The 20,529-nt window shown below is 43.5% G+C and carries 14 protein-coding genes; 3 read left to right on the forward strand and 11 right to left on the reverse strand.

Annotated features, from left to right (window positions below; genetic code table 11):
* Window positions 1–2: 2 nt before the first annotated feature.
* Both cysN and FX988_RS04880 read left to right on the forward strand, forming a co-directional pair.
* The gene (gene cysN / locus FX988_RS04875; protein WP_160178587.1) at window positions 3–1,412 is read left to right on the forward strand and encodes a sulfate adenylyltransferase subunit CysN; all 1,410 of its coding nucleotides are present in this window, start codon (window positions 3–5) and stop codon (window positions 1,410–1,412) included.
* A gap of 18 nt (window positions 1,413–1,430) precedes the next feature.
* Window positions 1,431–3,158, forward strand: coding sequence for an SLC13 family permease (locus tag FX988_RS04880; protein WP_160178588.1), 1,728 nt, complete (start codon window positions 1,431–1,433; stop codon window positions 3,156–3,158).
* A gap of 115 nt (window positions 3,159–3,273) precedes the next feature.
* Here FX988_RS04880 and rluF read toward each other — a convergent pair whose 3' ends face one another.
* The 7 genes from rluF to FX988_RS04915 form a co-directional block, all read right to left on the reverse strand.
* Window positions 3,274–4,182 carry a 23S rRNA pseudouridine(2604) synthase RluF gene (rluF, locus tag FX988_RS04885; protein WP_160178589.1) on the reverse strand — a complete coding sequence of 303 codons (909 nt, stop codon included), beginning with the start codon at window positions 4,180–4,182 and terminating at the stop codon, window positions 3,274–3,276.
* A gap of 81 nt (window positions 4,183–4,263) precedes the next feature.
* The gene (locus tag FX988_RS04890) at window positions 4,264–7,062 is read right to left on the reverse strand and encodes a DUF349 domain-containing protein (RefSeq protein ID WP_160178590.1); all 2,799 of its coding nucleotides are present in this window, start codon (window positions 7,060–7,062) and stop codon (window positions 4,264–4,266) included.
* On the reverse strand, window positions 7,052–7,333 hold the full coding sequence (locus tag FX988_RS04895; protein WP_160178591.1) for a YeaC family protein: 282 nt from the start codon (window positions 7,331–7,333) through the stop codon (window positions 7,052–7,054). The genes FX988_RS04890 and FX988_RS04895 overlap by 11 nt, the downstream gene beginning before the upstream one ends.
* The gene (locus FX988_RS04900) at window positions 7,333–7,659 is read right to left on the reverse strand and encodes a zinc ribbon domain-containing protein (protein ID WP_160178592.1); all 327 of its coding nucleotides are present in this window, start codon (window positions 7,657–7,659) and stop codon (window positions 7,333–7,335) included. The genes FX988_RS04895 and FX988_RS04900 overlap by 1 nt, the downstream gene beginning before the upstream one ends.
* Before the next feature lie 93 nt (window positions 7,660–7,752).
* Entirely contained in the window at window positions 7,753–9,426 is a 1,674-nt protein-coding gene (locus FX988_RS04905) for an alanine/glycine:cation symporter family protein (RefSeq protein ID WP_160178593.1), read from the reverse strand.
* A gap of 92 nt (window positions 9,427–9,518) precedes the next feature.
* Window positions 9,519–10,646, reverse strand: a complete 1,128-nt coding sequence (locus FX988_RS04910) for a M14-type cytosolic carboxypeptidase (RefSeq protein WP_160178594.1) — start codon at window positions 10,644–10,646, stop codon at window positions 9,519–9,521.
* A gap of 263 nt (window positions 10,647–10,909) precedes the next feature.
* The gene (locus tag FX988_RS04915; protein ID WP_160178595.1) at window positions 10,910–12,361 is read right to left on the reverse strand and encodes a glyceraldehyde-3-phosphate dehydrogenase; all 1,452 of its coding nucleotides are present in this window, start codon (window positions 12,359–12,361) and stop codon (window positions 10,910–10,912) included.
* 188 nt (window positions 12,362–12,549) lie between these two features.
* Between FX988_RS04915 and FX988_RS04920 the strand changes: the two genes are divergently transcribed.
* Window positions 12,550–13,335 (forward strand): DUF2989 domain-containing protein, encoded by a 786-nt coding sequence (locus FX988_RS04920; protein ID WP_254700724.1) that lies wholly within the window; start codon window positions 12,550–12,552, stop codon window positions 13,333–13,335.
* A gap of 125 nt (window positions 13,336–13,460) precedes the next feature.
* On the opposite strand, the gene msrB is transcribed toward FX988_RS04920, so the two are convergent.
* From msrB to malQ, 4 genes are all read right to left on the reverse strand, one after another.
* Entirely contained in the window at window positions 13,461–13,850 is a 390-nt protein-coding gene (msrB, locus tag FX988_RS04925) for a peptide-methionine (R)-S-oxide reductase MsrB (protein ID WP_160178597.1), read from the reverse strand.
* Between the two features lie 106 nt (window positions 13,851–13,956).
* Window positions 13,957–16,032: a glycogen debranching protein GlgX gene (glgX, locus tag FX988_RS04930; protein ID WP_160178598.1), complete on the reverse strand. Its 2,076-nt coding sequence runs from the start codon at window positions 16,030–16,032 to the stop codon at window positions 13,957–13,959.
* Between the two features lie 3 nt (window positions 16,033–16,035).
* Window positions 16,036–18,225 carry a 1,4-alpha-glucan branching protein GlgB gene (gene glgB, locus FX988_RS04935; RefSeq protein WP_160178599.1) on the reverse strand — a complete coding sequence of 730 codons (2,190 nt, stop codon included), beginning with the start codon at window positions 18,223–18,225 and terminating at the stop codon, window positions 16,036–16,038.
* Window positions 18,226–18,276: 51 nt separating this feature from the next.
* The gene (gene malQ / locus FX988_RS04940) at window positions 18,277–20,472 is read right to left on the reverse strand and encodes a 4-alpha-glucanotransferase (RefSeq protein WP_160178600.1); all 2,196 of its coding nucleotides are present in this window, start codon (window positions 20,470–20,472) and stop codon (window positions 18,277–18,279) included.
* Window positions 20,473–20,529: the final 57 nt, after the last annotated feature.

Below are 20,529 nucleotides of genomic sequence, written 5' to 3' on the forward strand. Positions count from 1 at the left end.
TCATGAATAGTGAAAATGCGTTATTACAATCTGACATCCTTGCGTACCTTGAGCAGCATGAAAAGAAAGACATGCTGCGTTTTTTAACCTGCGGTAGCGTAGATGACGGTAAAAGTACCTTAATTGGTCGTTTATTACACGACTCGAAAATGATTTATGAAGATCAACTTGCAGCCATAACTAAAGACAGTAAAAAGTCTGGTACCACTGGCGACAAAGTAGATTTAGCTTTATTGGTCGATGGCCTTGCCTCAGAGCGTGAGCAAGGGATCACGATAGATGTAGCCTACCGCTACTTCTCAACTGATAAACGCAAATTTATCATTGCTGACACCCCTGGACACGAGCAATATACTCGTAACATGGTAACAGGCGCTTCAACGTGCGACCTTGCGATCATATTAGTTGACGCCCGCGCTGGTGTTAAGACCCAAACTCGTCGACATTCATTTTTAGTATCATTACTCGGCATCAAACATGTCATTGTGGCGATAAACAAAATGGATTTGATGGAATATAGCGAAGAAGTATACGAGAACATCAAAAAAGATTACTTGGTCTTTTCTAAGCAACTCGATATCCCAGATATTCAGTTCGTCCCTATCTCTGCCCTTGATGGTGATAACGTTGTTAATAAAAGCGAAAATACTCCTTGGTTTGAAGGGAGTACTTTGATGAAAACCTTGGAAAATATCGAAATCGGCAGTGATGCCAACGTCGATGATTTCCGTTTTCCTGTGCAGTATGTTAACCGCCCTAACCTTAACTTCCGCGGTTTTGCGGGTACTGTGGTGTCCGGCCAAATCAAGAAAGGCGATAAGATCACTGCCCTTCCCTCAGGCAAACAATCTACCGTGCGCTCTATTGTCGGATTCGAAGGTGAGCAAGAAGTGGCACATACGCCGCTAACAACCACAATTACGCTTGAAGATGAAATTGATATTTCACGTGGTGATATGATTGTTAAGTCAGACAACTTACCTCTGCAAAGTAGCGCCTATGAAGTTAATTTAGTCTGGATGGACGAAAACCCTTTAATGCCGAACAAGCAGTATGGTTTCAAATTCGCCACTAAGTTTGTTCCTGGAAGTGTAACGAATATCGATTATCAGATAGACGTTAACACTATGGAGCATAAAGAAGCGGTACGCCTCAATCTAAATGAAATTGGTGTGGGTAAAATTAAACTAACCCAATCTGTTGCATGTGATCCATATACTAAGAACCGTGAAACCGGTGCGTTCATTATCATCGACCGTCTCACTAATAGCACAGTAGGTGCCGGTATGGTGATAGACACAACACAAGAATCAAGCACAAAAGCCGAATTTTCGGAATTTGAACTTGAGTTTAACGCGCTAGTCAGAAAGCACTTCCCTCACTGGAATGCTACCGATATCACTAAGCTGTAGGCGCAACGTCGATACTATATGGACATAAACCAGTTTCTGGTACTAGCAATTTTTACCGGTACATTAGCGGCGCTTATTCTGACGAATAAGCGCCCTTCTTCTATTTTTGCAGGTACATTGCTCGCTCTCTTATTGAGTCAACAACTTTCTCTTTCGAACATAGCAACTAATTTCACTAACCAAGGTTTAATTACCTTGGTGCTCTTACTTATTGTCAGCACCGCCGTCGATAAGACCTCGTTGGTAAAACGTCTTGGTCGAACTTTGATAGTGGCAAACTTCAAGCACAGCTATTGGCGCTTATTTGGGCTTACTTTTGTTTCTTCCGCTTTTTTAAACAATACTGCTGTGGTTGCTAGCCTAATTGGCCCGACAAAACAAAACCAATACCATCCCGCTTCGCGGTTGCTGATCCCGCTTTCTTACGCAGCCATTTTAGGTGGTACGGTAACCTTGATTGGTACCTCAACAAACCTGATTGTGGATAGTTTTATGCGTGAACATGGTCACGCTGGCTTTAACTTTTGGGATTTCACCCTATATGGCCTAATCGCTGGGCTCAGTTGTGGCTTGTTGATGTTTTTGCTCAGCCCTATGTTGCCTTCAATCGAAAATAAAAATCGCCAATACAACAGTTATTTTATCGAAGCCAAAGTAGAAGTGGACTCTGAGTTAATCGGTAAGAGCGTTGAACAAAATCACTTGCGAAACCTACCGGATTTATTCTTGGTCGAAGTGGTTCGTAACGGTCAACTCATTAGCCCAGTTAACCCAGGCCTAGTCATACAACAAAACGACAAATTGATTTTCTCTGGTGATATCCAAAAAGTGGATAACCTAAGCCACATTAGAGGTTTGGCTCTATTTGCTGAATCTAATGGATTACTACGTGAAAACCTCACAGAAGTGATTATTTCAAACCGCGCTCAGATTATTGGTAAAACCCTTAAAAGCGTCGGATTTAGGGCCTTATTTGATGCTGCGGTTGTAGCCATTCGCCGGGATGGGGAAACACTGTCCGGTAAACTGGGGGAGATAAAACTTCAATCTGGTGACTTTTTGTTACTGGCCACTGGCCCTGACTTTGTTCAGCGTCAGAATTTAACTAAGAACTTCTTTATATTATCTGAGAAAAAGGTCGCTAAAAAGTTACTTAATAAACAAGAGTGGATAACCCTTGGTGGCTTTATTATGACGATTGCGCTAGCTGCGGCGAACGTTGTTCCACTGGCCACTGGATTACTCTTTTTCCTAGCGGTGTTAGTGGCAACCCATGTTACTTCTATGAACGAAGTTAAACGACACTTGCCCTTAGAACTTATCATCGTCATTGTCGGCGCGCTAAGTCTCGCTAGTGCGCTTGAAGGCGCTGGTGTCATCACATTACTCACTAAGGTTCTGGAGCCTTATATGACAAGCTCAAGCCCATTTATCGCGCTTGTCATTATCTACCTTACTACCTTGCTATTAACTGAAGTTGTTACAAATAATGCCGCGGCAGCATTAATGTTCCCCTTTGCTTATGGCCTAGTAGAGAGTTTAGGTGTGCCATTAATGCCCTTTGCCTTAGCTGTCGCATTTGCCGCAAGCGCAAGCTTTATCTCACCTTACGGTTATCAAACAAATTTGCTGGTATTTAGTGCAAGCAATTATAAATTTAAACATTTTGTGAAATTTGGCCTGCCAATTTCAATTTGTTATTCGGTGATCGTGTTATCTCTGTTGAAATACACGTATCAGCTCTAATGCTGTGAAGAGCTTCTATTATTTAGGGACTCACACATCTGAAAAATAGTGAATGATTTAGTTAAAATAAAAAGACGAGAGCATAACGACTCTCGTCTTTTTCTATGGGTATTTATTATTTTTTCTGGGAGCGAGGTTTAGCTGACGTAGCATGATTTCTCACTTGGCTTCGCGCTGGTCCTTTACCTGACTTCAACCCACGATTACCACTTCGTTTTGCAATATGACTTGTGCGCGTATCTGATACGCTTGTATCTGCTTTGTGGTTAGCTCCGTCGGCGGTTTTCGTCGAGCCGGCCACTGCCCTGTTGATTTCCTGCATTTCGTCTGGCGTTAAATTGCGCCACTGTCCTACCTTCAACCCTGCCAAACGAATGGACATGATGCGACTGCGCTTTAGCTTAGTCACGCCATAGCCTAAATACTCACACATACGGCGAATTTGACGATTTAAACCTTGCGTTAAGATAATTCGAAATACGAACTTACTTTGCATAGTTACCGTACAGGGTTTGGTGACAGTGTCGAGTATGGGCACACCAGCGGCCATAGCCTGTATAAAGCGCTCTGTAATTGGCCTATCCACCGTCACTATGTATTCTTTGTCATGGGCGTTTTCAGCACGCAGAATTTTATTGACTATGTCCCCATCGCTGGTCAAAAAGATCAACCCTTCAGAGGGTTTGTCTAAGCGCCCAATAGGAAAAATACGCTCCCGATGGCCAATCGCATCAATAATATTACCCTTAACATGGCGCTCTGTGGTGCAGGTGATCCCTACCGGTTTGTGATAAGCCAAGTAGACTCTGTCTGACTTATTTTCAGCACTTGCTTTAACCAAGTTACCATCCACACGTACTTCATCACCTGGCAACACCTTAGTGCCTAATTCGGGAATAGCACCATTGATAGTCACCCGGTTGCTGTCAATTAATTTATCTGCTTCTCTGCGAGAGCAAAAACCAGAATCACTGATGAACTTGTTCAAACGAATGCTGGAAGCGGTTGTATTCGAAGTATTCAATTTATTTCACTATATGTTGGTTAATGCCATCCGTTTCGCCCTAGCTAGGCAAAACGGATGTAAAACCTTAAAAAAGCTAAGTTACGCAAAGCATCGTTGGGCACGGGTTAATAATACCTGCTCTTGCTGAGCAACAGGACCATGTTGTATCCAACGTTTTAACAAGGACGTCTTATCATACTCAACGCCTTGTTGCAGTTTATCAGCCATCAATTGCAACTGTATTTCTTTGCGTAATGAGTCGTCTGTCTGAGGAGATGGAATATCGCTTACGATCTCTAGCATCAATGTTAAATTAAGACGCGGCACGTCATGCTGCACCAGCGCCTTAAACGATTGCTGCCATTGGCTAGGTAAGCTTTCTATTTCTTCAGGTAAAGCGGGCGTTTCCCAGCGTTTCAACACGTCAAACACCTTGCTAAAACTTTGTGTCTTCGCTTGTAACTCTAAGCTAGCGCGTTTTGCTTGACGTTCCTCACTCAAACCAGTTAAGCGTCGATACAAGCCAGAGCTTAGTCCTTTAGGTAACGCTGATAATTGTGCTTCTAACTCAGCTTCAGCAGCGCGTGTTTCATCCAGTTCACTGATGCTCTGTGCAGCATTGATTGACTGCTGCATATTTGCCATTAACCCATTAACGGCAGAAACATGGGCATCATTGGCTTGCTTCTGCTGTTGATTGTGTGCTTTGCGTTTCGCAAACACAACATCGTTAGCTTCACGAAACTGATTCCACAGCAGGTTTTCAGACTTACGTTGTACCTGCCCTACTTGCTTCCATTTATCCTGTAACACCTTGGCCTGGTCAATAGCTTGCGCGACATCCTCTACTGAGCTTAACGATTGCGCTTGAGTAATCAATGCCTGCTTTTGGGCAGCGTTTTCATTGAAATACGCCTCAATTTTCTTCTTAAAAGGGGCCAATACTTTGCGGTATGCATCGTTAATTTCGGTTTTAACAGTGAAATCTACATCGCCAATTTTTTGCCATTTTTGTTGTAGCTGTTGAACCACTTTACTCAGCTCACTTTCGTCTAAATTTTGCTCTGCTAAGTCAGTAATCTCAACGATTAACGCTTGTTTTTGCACTAGGTTGCTCTCTCGTTGAGCTTGTTGCTTTTCGAAATGCTGCCGACAAGGTGCAAACGCTTGTTCGATCAATGTGTCAAAGTCACCATTTAATGCATCATCCTCAGGGGTGTTTAACACCCCTAAGCTATTCCAACGTCGGCGTAACTCTTTGACGCGTTCTGCGCGAAGTGACACTGACAGGTTTGCTTCTACTAACGTTTGCGCCTCTTTAATTAAGGCGGGTTTTCGTGGCATAGCAATATAGGCTTGCAACGACTTCAACTCTTCAACTTTGCTACTAATCTGCTCATACGTACGTTCGTTACGCTTTTTCTCTTGCTCGGGCAAGGCATCAAACCATTTACTCACCTTAGCAAACAACCCTATCGCCGCTTTGTACTTACCTTGCTCAATAAGTACATCGATGGCTTTGGCTTTGCTGCGAATACGACTGACCTCTTTTGAGATGCCAACAGTCAGAGACTTAATAGCGCTTTGCCACGTTTTCTGCAAAGCTCCAAATTGTTGATCTAGTGCTTTGGGCCAGCTGTCCTGATACGACTCCCTTAATTTACGCCATTGACCTTGCTTTTCTTTGAGCATATTTTGCGCGTGTTGCACGTCAATCGCTTGCTCAGGGACTGCCATTTTTGCAAATTCCGTGATTAAGGCGTCGGCTTGTTTCAGCGAGTCTTGAAATGCGGGTAGGTGATTGAAGGTATGTTGGCGCTTTTGCAATGTAACAAGCAGCGAGTTAAATTCTGCCTTTTGTGCTGCCATACCCACTGAATCAGCGTCCCGCATTAAGTTTTCAATTCGGCCAGTGCGGTTTTGAATCTCTGTTTGCGCTTGCTCTGTTTGTGCCAGGGTAATACTAGAAATATCCCCAGCAAGCATATCAGACAACCAAACCTGCATGGCTTGGGTATCGGCTGTAGCATGTTGTACAGCGTCTGCTATGTGACGTTTCTTTTGCTCTGCTTGGTATAGTGGTGCCAGCTCTGCGTCTAAAATGTCTAACTTGCTACTAAGCTCATCAAATTTTGTTATAAACTCGTCGCGTTTATCGGCTGAAAGACAATCAAATTGCGCTGAATATTGGGCATATTCTTCGTTTAATTTACTGCGTGTGTCCAGTAATTTAGCATAATCGCGCTGTTCTCTAAGGGCCAACAAACGCGATAACACAAGGCGAGTGCTCTTTTCTACGGCAACAGGCTGTGCTTTGGCAAATTCTATTTGCTCAAGTTTGTCTTTTGCTAAAGACTTAATTTGCTCACCAGTGGCCTTTTTAATGATTTTTTGCAAGCTTGCTGGACTATCAGCGTATACCAGCAGAGCCTGTTGCAAATCATTATCTTGGCTCGCTAATAATATAGGTAATGCTAATTGCGGCTTGTTCAACACAGACAAAATATGCAGCACTAATTTCGGCTCTTGTTGCACCCAAGGCTGTTTAATCAAGCGCTCTAATAACTTATTGTTTTTGCATTCATATGCAAACTCACGCTTTTGTTGTTGGCTCAACATACTTTCATCATCGCCAAATAAGGTACTTTCAACCATTTGCTGAGCACGCTTTAAGACGCGTTCGCTTTTGGCAATTTCAGACATTTTATACCAAAGTACGAAACTGTTTAGTTTGCTCAAGGCAGCTAAACTAACGTTTACATCTTCGTCATTAAAAGCCAGTTCATGTAAAATCGACTTTTGTTCTGGCTCCTCACCAGACAAAGAATCAATCGCAGCAATACGCACCGCCGGTTTAGGATCTTGGTGCTTAGGGCGAAACAGTTTTTTAAATATCATTTTCGGTAAACCGCGCTATGGTGTTTATGTCATTGAGCTCTTGCTTGAATTGCTGGCGACTTTTTTGCACTATTTCACCGCTTGCACCGACCGTCATATGCTGATCAGATTTCAGCACTTTCGCTTGATATAACATCACAGCTTGCATGGTTGTTTCGCGCTGTGCTTCAGTTAATCGGTTGCCATCCAACCATTTACCCGTTTCAACCGCTTGCAATAATTTTTGATAAACCTCTGGGGTCATCGATTTAAGTAACATTTCTGGGTTCATTAATTAGACTTCTTGACAAAAACGAGACGCACACGATTAACGATGTACCAAACAAAGCCAATGACCGCCACGCCCACAGCAATATTGTATTGCAATTCACCTGGAACAGCCCCGCCCCAATACATAAAGCCAAACCCTGATACAAACATAAGCATGGCTATCATTGATTGGGTTTGAATTTTTTGTGACTTCAAATATTTCTGTAAATTGCGTTTACGAGCAATATCCTCTTCACTTGCGTGGCCTAAAGCAAACCCACAATGGTTACATTCTTCGGCTTTATCAGAGACTTTTTTATTGCACGATGGGCAATCAATTAATGCCATTATTCACTCCACTACTTTACGGTTAACTATTTGACCTTAACATTAGATCGCAAAAGCGCGGTCAATGCCGCGCTTGTTGCACTATCACACTGATTACGATTTATGTTCTTTCTTAAAATCATCCCAGTATTGATTGACTGACTCTTTCATTTCTTTACGTAACAAGAATATGCCTAGTAAGTTAGGTAACGTCATTACGACGATAGCGACGGCAGAAAGTGTCCATACCAAGGTGGTATCCGATACAGCCGCCCATACAAAGGCGAAAACGTACACCACTCGATATGGCATGACTGAACGTGGTCCCAATAAATAGGTCATCGCGCGATCACCATAATAGGACCACGCTATCGCCGTTGAAAACGCGAACAATAACAAGCCAATCGATACAATGAATTTTCCTGATTCTCCAAAGAACCCTTTGGTGAATGCCAGAGCGGTAAGACTCGCTGAATGGATCAGCGACTTACCCGAGACGACTATGTTGTCTTTAATCAGGCCACCATCAACGACTTTTAATTTACCAGTAAATAAATCTTCATCTTCACCGAAAGTAAATTTAACCTCTTCCGCCACAGAGCGCGCATTCAATAACGTATAGCCACTGCTGATTGACTTACCATTAACGATTTGAATTTCGCCATTAAATGGTGTGATGCTAGCAGTATCAAGATCATTGATATACGCATACAAGGCTTGGCGATCACTCTCATCTGTGTCGGTGTAAGTGCCAGCAACTATCATCATGTCACTACGGTCAAAAACATTTTGATGCTTTTCTTTCCACACCCCTGACGACAAAATAACCAAACCTGTGATAGTACAAATAATAATGGTATCAATGAAAGGTTCTAAAATAGACACCATACCTTCAGAAACCGGCTCATCCGTTTTTGCCGCTGCGTGAGCAATAGGTGCTGAACCTTGACCCGCCTCATTCGAGAATAAACCTCGGTTTACTCCCCGGTTAAAAGCGTAGGCGATTGTTGCGCCTAAAAAGCCCCCGGTCGCGGCAGAGCCGGTAAACACATCACCGATAACCGCCGCAAAAGCAGGTCCAATATTTTCAAGGTTTGCGAAGATAACCGCCATAGCGCCCACCAAGTAAATCAATGCCATTAAAGGTACGATTTTAGAAGTGACCGCAGCGATACGCGTGATACCGCCTAAAATAACTAAACCAAGCAATACACCTAAGATGCTTCCTACCACTAACGGGTCGAAACCAAAAGTTGACTCGATACTCGCCGCAATATTATTACTTTGAGGAAGATTTCCCGTGCCAAAAGAACTGATCACCGTAGCAATCGCGAACGCGACAGCCAGCCATTTCATATTTAAGCGTCTGTCCATGTAGTACATGGGGCCACCAGCCATCGTTCCATCAGCTGTTTTAACCCGATATTTATGAGATAAGGTCACCTCAACAAACTTTGTTGTCATACCGAAGAACGCGGTCGCCCACATCCAAAAAAGCGCTGCTGGGCCACCTAAGAAAATAGCAAACGCCACGCCGCCAATATTTCCCGTTCCAACGGTACCTGATAAGGCAGTGGTTAATGCCCGAAAATGCGTGGTATCCCCTTCAGAGCTCTTTTTATCGTATTTACCCGTTACCACTTGCCAAGCATGCTTAAAAAAACGCACTTGCGGGAATTTAAGGTAAATTGTAAAAAACAAACCTGTTCCTAATAGCACATAAGGAAACCACCAAGCGCCCCCAAGCATTCCATCTAACATTTTTAATAAATCATGAAAGCCTTCCACACTGTTCCCCTTACTTTTTGTTTTTAATCGTTATTGTTTTATTATTGAGATTGTATTTTTTAGTTGGATCATGAAGCTTACAGATACACTGATTAACGCAACTCGTCTACCACCGCACGTATCGCAACTAGCACGTCTTGTCCAAGTTGCTTACAGCGAATGGGTGACCAGCCGTACGCCGTATCCGGTATTTCAATATTATCTTTAAACGGCATTTCTAAGGTGTAGGCCAAACACGAAAACGCATGGGCAACCGCATTGGTTGCTACTGTCATATTCGCTTTGCCTGGTTCGTCTTTATCGTAACCGAAAACATCTTGAAACTCAGGTGTTGCGGTTAGCAGCGCATTTTTAAATGCGGTTTCTAACTGCGCTATTCTTCCATCATAGTTAGGGTTGCCTTCACTACCCGCGACAAAATTATAAGGTAGTGCTTCATCACCGTGCATATCTAGGAATAAATCGACGCCAGTTTGCTGCATTTTTTCAGTGACTAAAAACACTTCTGGGCTCTTGTCCATACTCGGCGTTGCCCATTCACGATTTAAATTAACCCCTTTTGCGTTGGTACGTAAATGACCTCGCACAGAACCATCTGGGTTCATATTGGGCACAACATAAAAGACCGCTTTATCTAACAACAATCTCGCTAGACCATCATCTTCATCCAATAAACGCTCTAAAAGTCCTTCAACAAGCCACTCGGCCATTGTTTCGCCTGGGTGCTGACGGGCAGTGATCCAAATGGCTTTTTTCCCCTCACCGGGTTCACCTATGGTCAACATTGACATATCTCGGCCATCTAAAGTGTTGCCAAGAAATGTCTCTTCACATAGATCATTGGTTTGTGCCCAAGCGAGTAGGTCTAAATGACGCTCATAACCATAAGGTGCAAAGTAAGCAAAATAAATTTGCCCATGTTCAGGAGTATGCTCGATGGTAAGGTTATTACCGTCAAATTCAGTTTCTACCCGAAACCACTCTTGTCTATCATAAGATGCAACGGCTTGGTAGTTTTTCCAGCCTTCAGGATAGGCTGATTTTTCGAGGTCGGTAATAGTGAGACAATGTGATATCCACGGGCGGGTATCTAACTTAAAATGAAACCATTGATAAAAGTCTGATTGGTTATCTTTATTGATTGCGAGCTGAATGTCGCTTTCGCTGTGCGCTGAAATAACGCGAATATTACCACTGTCAAAATTGCTACTAATTCTCACATTAACTGTCCATCTAATTTAACCGCGGTCAATTTAGCATAATGTCAGGCAAAAAAGCCAAAGATGCGCTGTTTTTTGTCAGCAGATTTGCAACATTTTATCCTGCCCAGCAGCGCTGCGCTGTCATAGTCGAAGACATCGTTTACTCACGCAAAACCTATTGTTTATTTCCCGTACAAAAAGACCGATACAAAAAAGGCGTGCTACCTAAACAAGAAAGTAACACGCCCACTCAGAAACTCGTTTTTTACGTTATAAACAGCTTATTGTACCTTTGGTAAACTTGGATAGTACAAACCCGCCATATCCTGCACCACGCGCAATACTTGACAGCTGTAACCAAATTCATTGTCATACCACACATACAAAGTGGCTCTATTTCCCGCGACGATCGTGGCTTGAGAATCCACCACGGATGCAGCTCGCGAGCCCACTAAATCAGTGGACACAATTTCTTTTGAGCTGGTGTAATCCACTTGATTTTGTAGCGGAGAAAACAAAGAAACATCGCGCAAGAACGCATTTATTTGCGCTTTATCAGTCTCTTTAGACAAGTGTAAATTTAAAATAGCCAATGACACATTCGGCGTAGGAACGCGTATCGAACTACCGGTTAGCTTACCTTCAAGTTGCGGGTAGGCCTTCGCCACTGCGCTCGCCGCTCCCGTTTCGGTGATCACCATGTTTAGCGCAGCACTGCGCCCACGACGATCTGCTTTATGGAAATTATCAATGAGATTTTGATCATTGGTAAAAGAGTGTACTGTTTCAACATGACCGCCATTAATGCCGTATTCTTCATCTAGTGCTTTAAGCACAGGCGTAATCGCGTTTGTGGTGCAGCTTGCTGCAGACAATATAGTATCCTGAGATTGGATATCGGTTTGGTTTACGCCGTAAACAATATTTTTAATCGCGCCTTTACCCGGTGCCGTTAACAGTACCTTTTTCACCCCTTTAGATGTTAAGTGCTGTCCAAGCCCGGCCTCGTCACGCCACATGCCAGTATTGTCCACCACAATGGCATTTTCGATACCATATTGGCTGTAATCAACTTCGCTGGGGGCATTAGCGTATATAACCTGAATGTATGAGCCATTTGCTTTAATGGCATTGCGCTCTTTGTCGACGGTAATACTGCCGTTGAAAGGCCCGTGGACCGAATCCCTGCGTAACAAGCTGGCGCGCTTTTCTAAGTCGCCTTCTTTGCCCCCACGAACCACAATCGCACGTAAACGTAATTTATTGGTTTTCCCTTGGCGCTCAATCAATAGTCGAGCTAACAAACGACCAATCCGCCCAAAGCCGTACAACACGACGTCTTGTGCGGTATGACTGTCATCAATATCTAAAATATCAGCAAGCTCTTCTTTTAGGTATTGCTCGATACTTTTGCCTTTATGTTCATCTTTAAAATGAAATGCATAAGCTAACTTTCCAAGATCAATTTGCGCGGGTGCTAGGGGTAATTTGCTTAACTCTTCCAGTAAAGGCCAGCTCTCACGCAAACGCAGTTTCGTACCTTCCTTCAGGCGAACCGTACGATGAGCTTTAATAATATCAATAGTTGAAGCCCCAAGCATGGGACGACCGTAAATTGATATTTCAATGGCTTTATTGCGATACAAATTTCCCAGTAACGGCAACATACGCTCCGCGTACTCTTGACGTTCTTGCCAACTGCTCATTAATGCTTGTTCAGATTGTTGATTCATGATCTTTAAAAACTCTCAAAAAAACGTAGGTTGGCTCATAAAAAGCGACGAGATTGCTTGGATAAAGCAAAATGGGCCGTTATTCTAATCAAAGGAAGTAAATGCGCCAAATTGTTGAAAATTTACTAAATTCAGTAATTTGTGTTCTAAAATGGCAATATATTAGTAAATTAACTACAAGAGGTTTTATGCGAATTGCAGGCGTACTGTTGTCTATTTTTGCCGTCGCTGGGTGCGATGTGTTGTTTCCTATGACGGCCACGAGAATATGTGAGGAACACGCCGAATTTTGCGCTGATCTAAACCCTGATGGTTGGTGCTTGGCTGAGAAAAGCCGCATTATCAAGCATCGATATGCCTACGACCAATCCCCTAGTGAGTTACTCGACTACTATTTATTAGAAGATTTTGAGCAGTATAAAGTCTGCATTAATAACGCGGCGCAAATAGAGCATATTGTACAGGTAGAAAAGCAAACCAAACGCAGACAAGCAGCCGTAAATGCAGAGCGCGAATTAAACCGTCTAATACATAAAACGCGTAACTCTAAAGAACCCCACTTGCTGCTTTATCATTGGTCTCGCTTTGGAAAACAAGAAGCATTGAAGCACTTCTTAACACTTGAAAAACAAGGGAAACTGAATACGCCAAGCCTACAATTGGGACTTGCATCTTATTACGTGAAATTTGATTTAGACAAGGCGAAACGCGCTTTATTTACTGCTTTGTCACTGTATTCTGAAGACCAAGACATTGACACAGATATATTCGTTAGTTTAAGCACCATCAGCCTCAAACAGGAAAACTATACTGATGCCTATGTATGGGCTTATGTCGCGAGTGAATTTGACGTACAGAACATAAGTCTTACGGAGATTAAACGCGCATTACCGTCAAATATTGATACTGAAGCGTTAGAAGAGAAAGCATTTGTATTTATAGAAAGTATCGAAGATAGAACATTTGTACTTTAGTAATTTGCAATTAATTGTACAAAAAACAGGCAGCAACTGAAAAAAACTTTCATAAAATAAATGTGAATTTATTCGTTTTTTTCAGTTCTGCGACCATTTATTTACATTTTACCGATAACAAGCCGTTATTCCGTACTTTTATTGAATGACAAAGACACAGAATTGACGCAAAAACGCTCCCCTGTAGGTTGAGGGCCATCGTTGAACACATGCCCTAAATGCGCGTCACAATGCTTACATACTATTTCTACGCGTTGCATGCCATGGCTATTATCTTGATGGAATTCAACGTTTTTCTCAGCACTTTGCGCTGAAAATGACGGCCAACCACAACCCGCATCAAATTTGTCTTCGGCGTCAAACAGCTTTTCACCGCAACAACGACACACATAATCACCTAACGCGTCATTATTGAGAAGTTCGCCGGTAAAAGGACGCTCAGTCCCTTTTTGTCGTGTGACACGAAACTCTTCATCACTTAGTCTTTGGCGCCACTCTTGCTCAGTTAATTTCATAAATTTACCTTAAACTTTGCCATTGTTTGCAAGTAAATATGGGGGCCACTTTCGTTTTTTCTAGTCCGTATTTTATTGACTCACTCAGTGATGTGGCCCGTGCAGCTTATATGGCGTTAAACAAACAAATACTGTTACTGGCTTGTTTATAACAATTTTGTACCACCACTTCAGGTTGCACACTTACGTCAGCGTAGCGAGTATCCAGGGTTAATTTCCACCTTTGGTTTGGCACATAAGTCGGGCAATTGAACTGAACCTCATGATCGCTGGCATTAAATACAATAAGCCAATGTTCTGTGGTTTCACCAGTTTCATATTCTTCTCCCCGTAGCTCGACCGCAAAGCATTGGTTATCAGGGTCATGCCAATCATCTTCGAGTTTTCGTGCACCGTCAGGGCGATACCAATAAATCTTTGCCACATTATGTGATAAATCAAAATTATCATCCTGAAGCTGCAAATGATGAAGTAAAACACTTTCCTTACGTATATTGATAACATGCCGACAGAACGCCAGAAATTGCTGCTGATTTAAATCTAAATTCCAGTCAAGCCAACTGATGGGATTATCTTGGCAATATGCATTATTATTTCCCTGTTGTGTACGGCTTAACTCATCCCCGCCAAGCACATGGGGGATGCCTTGGGACAGCAATAACGTGGTAAATAGATTTCTTTTTTGCTGTTCGCGCATAGCAGCAATATCAGGGTCTGTTGTGGGGCCTTCTACCCCATAATTGGCTGACAAGTTGTGGCCATGTCCATCACGGTTTTGCTCACCATTCGCATCATTATGACGCTCTTGATAACTGACCAAATCCTGAAGCGTAAAACCGTCATGGTAGCTAACGTTATTTACTGAGGTTAATATCGAACGACTTTCTTTTGGAAAGACGTCTCGAGAGCCAAGTAAGCGCGTAGCAAAGTCACTGGTAGTGCCTTTGTCACCACGCCAAAACGCCCGCACAGTGTCGCGATATTTGTCATTGCATTCCAACCAGTTAGATGGAAACTGACCTAAGCGATAACCACCGTGACCAATATCCCAAGGCTCGGCAATTAACTTGCAGCCGATCAGCACAGGATCTTGGCGAATAGTTCTAAAGAAACCTGACAGCGCTGAAAACTCATAAGGGTCGCGCCCCAAACTCGCCGCCAAATCGAAGCGGAATCCATCCACGCCCATTTCTTGCACCCAGTAACGTAGGGCATCCATCACCATTTTGAGAACATAAGGAAAGGCAGTATTAACGCTATTACCACAGCCTGAATTGTTGACAAATTTGTTGTAATCAATCGCCCCGTACTCGTTGCGCTCAAACAGGTAAAAAGACGAATTATCCAACCCTTTAAAGGACAGCACTGGCCCGTCTAAGCCACCTTCAGCGGTATGATTGAACACCACGTCCAGTATGATCTCGATGCCTGCTTCATGATAGCAGTCGACCATGGTTTTAAATTCTGCGATAGCATCATCTATTACATACCTTGGCTCGGGACTAAAATAATTGATTGGGTTGTAGCCCCAATAATTAGTCAAGCCTTTATTGGTAATGTAAGGCTCGGGCATAAAGGCCGCCACGGGCATTAATTGTACTGCACTGATCCCTAAGTCCTTTAAATGCTCAATAATACAAGGCTGGCACATTCCCAAGTAAGTTCCTTGCAATTTTTCCGGTACCTTTGGGTGTTGCGCCGTCATGCCTTTAACGTGAGCTTCGTAAAGTATGGTGTGATCAAGCGGCGTATTCGGTTTCGCGGGACGCTCTTGCTTACCTGAGTTTGCAACAACAACGCTTTTAGCCACCATTTTTTGGCTATCGCCAGCGTATAACTTAGCATCCCAAAACATGGGACGACTAAGGGCTTTCGCATACGGGTCAATTAATAATTTCTCAGGCAAAAAGCGCGAACCTGACGCATCATGATCAGCTCCTGCTGTGCGATAGCCGTATAACTGCCCTGCCTGAATGCCTTCTACGTAACAATGCCATACCTTGCCTGTTTTTGCGGGCATGTCGATAATCGCAATTTGCTCTTCGTCCTTTTCACTAAAAAGACAAAGCTTAACCGAATCAGCATTAGGACAATGAACGGCAAAATTACATCCTCCCTCATCAAGCACGGCGCCTAAAAACAAAGCACTACCCGACTGAACTCGATAATTAACTGCTGTCATGGTTTACTTACCCTTATACAAAATAAATATCGTTGCCAACGGCGGTAATGACACACTAATAGAGTACGCTTGATTATTCCACGGCACTGCTTCGGCCTTGACGGTTTTATTCAAGCTGTGGCCACTACCCCAATATTGTTTGTCATCTGTATTCAATAACACGCTGTACTCGCCCAACGCTTTCACGCCAAATCTAAAGTTGGTACGTGGAACAGGAGTAAAATTGCTAGCCGCATACAATTGCTGCTTAGCATCTTTTGATTGGCGCAACATGACCAAAGTACTTTGCTCAGCGTTTTCATGATCTATCCACTCAAAACCTCGGTAATCGTGATCCAGCTCATGCAAAGCGGGATATTCGATATACATTTTATTTAAATCACGATAGAGCGCTTGTATACCACTATGCTTGTCAAACTCCAGCAAATGCCAATTGACTGAGCTGTCATGGTTCCACTCTGCTGATTGGCCTATTTCATTGCCCATAAAATTGAGTTTTTTACCTGGGTGAGCATACATAAATGCTGCATAACAGCGCAGATTTGCCGCTTGTTGCCATTCATCACCAGGCATTTTACGCAGTAGCGACCCTTTACCATGTACCACTTCATCGTGAGAGATGGGTAATACGAAACTTTCATCAAATGCATACACCATCGAAAACGTCATTTCACCATGGTGATAACGACGATAAGAAGGATCTTTTGAAATATAGTGCAGTGAGTCATGCATCCAGCCCATGTTCCATTTAAAACCAAAACCTAACCCCCCTTCAAATACAGGACGAGATACTTTCGCAAATGAGGTAGATTCCTCGGCTATGGTCATGGCATTCGGATAGTGCGAATAGACCTCTTTGTTCATCCACTGGAGTAAACTGATCGCTTCGTAGTTATGATTACCACCATCTACATTGGGCACCCACTCGCCGTCCTCTCTTGAATAATCCAAATAAAGCATAGATGCCACTGCATCAACACGAAGGCCATCAATGTGGTACTTATCTAACCAGAACAAGGCATTGGCGACCAAAAATTGGCGCACGGTATCTTTACCAAAATCGTAAATACATGAGTTCCAATCTGGGTGCCAGCCTTTGCGTGGGTCTTCATATTCGTAAACATGGGTACCATCAAAGCGCGCCAAACCATGGCCGTCCTCTGGGAAATGCGCCGGTACCCAATCAATAATCACCCCGATACCATTTTGGTGACACTGATCGACAAAATATTTGAAGTCATCGGGTCCACCAAAGCGACTTGTCGGCGCAAATAAACCAACGGGCTGATAGCCCCAAGAACCATCGAATGGGAACTCAGAAATAGGAAGAAGCTCTAAGTGGGTATAACCCATGTCTTTCACATAAGGAATAAGCTCGTTCACGAGTTGGCGATAGGTTAAAAACGTTTCCCCTGACTGGCTATCAGGGCGCTTCCATGAGCCTAAGTGAACTTCATAGATACTCATGGCTTGCGCATATTTATCGCTCTGAACTTGTTGCTGCCATTGGCTGTCATTCCATTGGTATTGCTCATGATCAAACACTACAGACGCATGAGATGGATATTGTTCAGCATAAAAACCAACAGGATCTGCTTTATGGGGTAGCTCATTCCCGTGTCCATCTTTGATTTGGTACTTGTATTTATCGCCGGCTTTCACGCCCGGCACCACCAGTACCCAATAACCAAAATCGGTTTTTTGCATGGGTAAACATGAACCATCCCAATAATTAAAATCACCGATAACCGATACCGCACTCGCATTAGGAGCAAACACGGCAAATCGAGTGGCAGAAACAGCGTTTTTTAAACCAACATCTAATTCAATTAATTGTGCCCCCAACTGCTGATAGACATTTTTTGGCAAGTGGTCGACAAAATGTACGGCATGAAAAGCTTGTTCTTGAAATTGGTAAGGGTCAATGATGCGATACGTATCTTGGGCGTTTTTTACCTCGAAGGCATAGACTGCTGGGGGCTTGCCATTAGTAAACTCAGCACTAAACAGATCGCTCTTGCCTTGCCTTTTAAGTTTACCTATTCCCTTTTCAGTGGATAAATCAACCACACTTATTTCACTGGCATTGGGTACCCAAGCTGTGATGGAAAACGTTTTGTTGTTTTTTTTAAGACCTAAGTGGGAAAAAGGAAGGGTACATTGAGCGCGTTGTAGCTGGGTTTCTATTTGCATTGTGCCGCCTTGCAGTGTTGGCAGCCTGACATACAGGCCGCCGAGATTATATTATTGTTTTGCTTGACGTCTTACCTCGGTCAAGCGGTGAGCAAGTGACTGCAGCTCACTGTTAGCAAAAATATCCTGTAAACTATGAGAAAGCTTACGTTGCCAATTTGGGTATTCATTGAACGTACCCGGAATATTAACGGGTTCGTCCATCTCTAACCAGTCTTCTAGTTGCAAACTCAATAAGGAACTTGAACCGCTCGCCATATGTGTTTGCATACCAAAATTTAACGACTTGGTCATCCCTACCTGATTGACATCACGACTGATCTCCTCAGAAAGAGAACCGTGTCCATGTAAGGTATCTAAGATGGCCTGTTTGTTATCATGTCTGCTCTGGTACAAGCTTGCAAGGATCTCTTCTGTTGGATATAACCCCAAGGTCTTACCCAATTGCAAGTCATCGCAGTGCCAGAAACCATTTAAGGTAGGCATATCGTGCGTGGTCAAAGTAGACATTGATTGCACAGGGTAATGACTCGGTGAGAAAAAACCGCCATCTTTAGCTTGCTCGAAAAAGAACACGCGGTACGAATACACCCCATTGTCAGCCAGTTTTTCGCGGATTTCTTCAGGCACAGTCCCTAAATCTTCACCGATGACCATAGCCTGATTACGATGACTCTCCAATGCTAGAATAGCTAACAAATCATCCACTGGATAATAAACATAGCCGCCTTGCTTGGCGCTATCACCTTTGGGTACCCACCACAAACGCAATAAGGCCATCACGTGATCGATACGTAATGCGCCCGTGGCGTGCATATTTGAACTAAACAAATCAATGATAGGCTGATAAGCCTGCTCATATAGCTTGAGAGGATCCATCGGTGGTAGCCCCCACGTCTGGCCAAGAGGGCCTAAAATGTCCGGTGGCGCACCAACACTGGCATCTGTACAGTACAAAGCTTTATTTCCCCAGATCTCAGCACTGCCTTCACTCACCCCGACGGCCAAATCACGGTATAGACCAATTTGCATCTTGTGCTCTTGAGCGACTTTATTGGCTTTTTCAAACTGCAATGCCGCTTGCCATTGTAACCACAAGAAGAATTGCACGCGTTTGGCATTCGCTTTTGCGAATTTAGCCACGGCAGGGGAATCAAAATCTGCATATTCATCAGGGAATACGGGCCAGCCCCAAGAGGCCTTTCCTTTACTGGCTAAGTCTTCTTGCAGTGCATCATACACTGCAATAGTCTGCAGGCTTTCGCCACCTTGCTCTACGAATGTTTTAAAAGCGAGGTGTTGTTGGCTACTTTCACCAAAGTACTGCTGAGCCTGCCAATCAAAAACTGCGCTTAGCGCCTCAAGTTTCAGCTTTGTCACACTGGGGTAATCAACTAAGTCCGTTTCACGAGCTTGGAGAATAGCGTCTTTAAAGCTAGCTTGATTCACGAGCGCTTGTACGCTTTGTTGATTAAAGCCATCAATTGCTGTGACATCTATATATATGAAGTTCAGCCAACGACGCGAGGATGGGCCATACGGGCTGCACGCCCCTGGATTAGCAGGGTATAAAGAATGGATCGGGTTTAGTCCGATAAAATCTGCCCCCGTTTTCGCTGCTTCAGCAGTTAAATAGGCAAGATCACTAAAGTCCCCCACCCCCCAATTATGCTCGCTGCGCACACAGTATAACTGCACACTTAGCCCCCACACTTTGTTCCCATCAACCAGAGTTTGTGGCTGATAACAGGCGTCAGGGGCAATAATCACCCGCATTTCACCAAGTGACTCATCATCCACCACTAAGGAAAGTGTGTGATATCCCAAAGGCAAGTGACATTTAATCGAGATAAAATATTCATGAAACTCTATCTCATCAATATGATTCACATTAACTAACTCACCCTCGATAGGCTCAAAAGTGACGCTTCGAACGTCACCACTTTCTAGTGTTATTTGGGCGGTATACTCGTCTGTCACCAGTTCAATTGGTAAACGCACACAAAACGAAAGCGCATCATTATGTCGCTGAACATGAACTGGATTTAATGGGGTTAACCAATCTTTTATCATGCCCTGCTTGACCTGCTCTTCTAAAGCAGCTTGATCGTCTACCTTGTATCCCATCACGTTCAGTAATTTTTTCTTTACGGTCGACTCGATAGTCGCAGGCTTGCCCCAAGCATCGGTGTAATTTGATTCGATACCGCGATGTTCTACAAGCTGATCAATCAATGAAGATGTCATTAACGTTTGATTCCTATAAATGGAGACTATTTTCAGCCGACTATTATTAGCGAAACG

The organism is Paraglaciecola mesophila (genome assembly GCF_009906955.1).
Classification (GTDB): Bacteria; Pseudomonadota; Gammaproteobacteria; order Enterobacterales; family Alteromonadaceae; genus Paraglaciecola; species Paraglaciecola mesophila_A.

Coding starts and splice junctions, on each gene's coding strand:
- cysN (WP_160178587.1), top strand. CDS start 3: ATGAATAGTGAAAATGCGTTATTACAATCTGACATCCTTGCGTACCTT.
- FX988_RS04880 (WP_160178588.1), top strand. CDS start 1,431: ATGGACATAAACCAGTTTCTGGTACTAGCAATTTTTACCGGTACATTA.
- FX988_RS04890 (WP_160178590.1), bottom strand. CDS start 7,062: ATGATATTTAAAAAACTGTTTCGCCCTAAGCACCAAGATCCTAAACCG.
- FX988_RS04895 (WP_160178591.1), bottom strand. CDS start 7,333: ATGAACCCAGAAATGTTACTTAAATCGATGACCCCAGAGGTTTATCAA.
- FX988_RS04900 (WP_160178592.1), bottom strand. CDS start 7,659: ATGGCATTAATTGATTGCCCATCGTGCAATAAAAAAGTCTCTGATAAA.
- FX988_RS04915 (WP_160178595.1), bottom strand. CDS start 12,361: ATGAATCAACAATCTGAACAAGCATTAATGAGCAGTTGGCAAGAACGT.
- FX988_RS04920 (WP_254700724.1), top strand. CDS start 12,550: ATGCGAATTGCAGGCGTACTGTTGTCTATTTTTGCCGTCGCTGGGTGC.
- msrB (WP_160178597.1), bottom strand. CDS start 13,850: ATGAAATTAACTGAGCAAGAGTGGCGCCAAAGACTAAGTGATGAAGAG.
- glgX (WP_160178598.1), bottom strand. CDS start 16,032: ATGACAGCAGTTAATTATCGAGTTCAGTCGGGTAGTGCTTTGTTTTTA.
- glgB (WP_160178599.1), bottom strand. CDS start 18,225: ATGCAAATAGAAACCCAGCTACAACGCGCTCAATGTACCCTTCCTTTT.
- malQ (WP_160178600.1), bottom strand. CDS start 20,472: ATGACATCTTCATTGATTGATCAGCTTGTAGAACATCGCGGTATCGAA.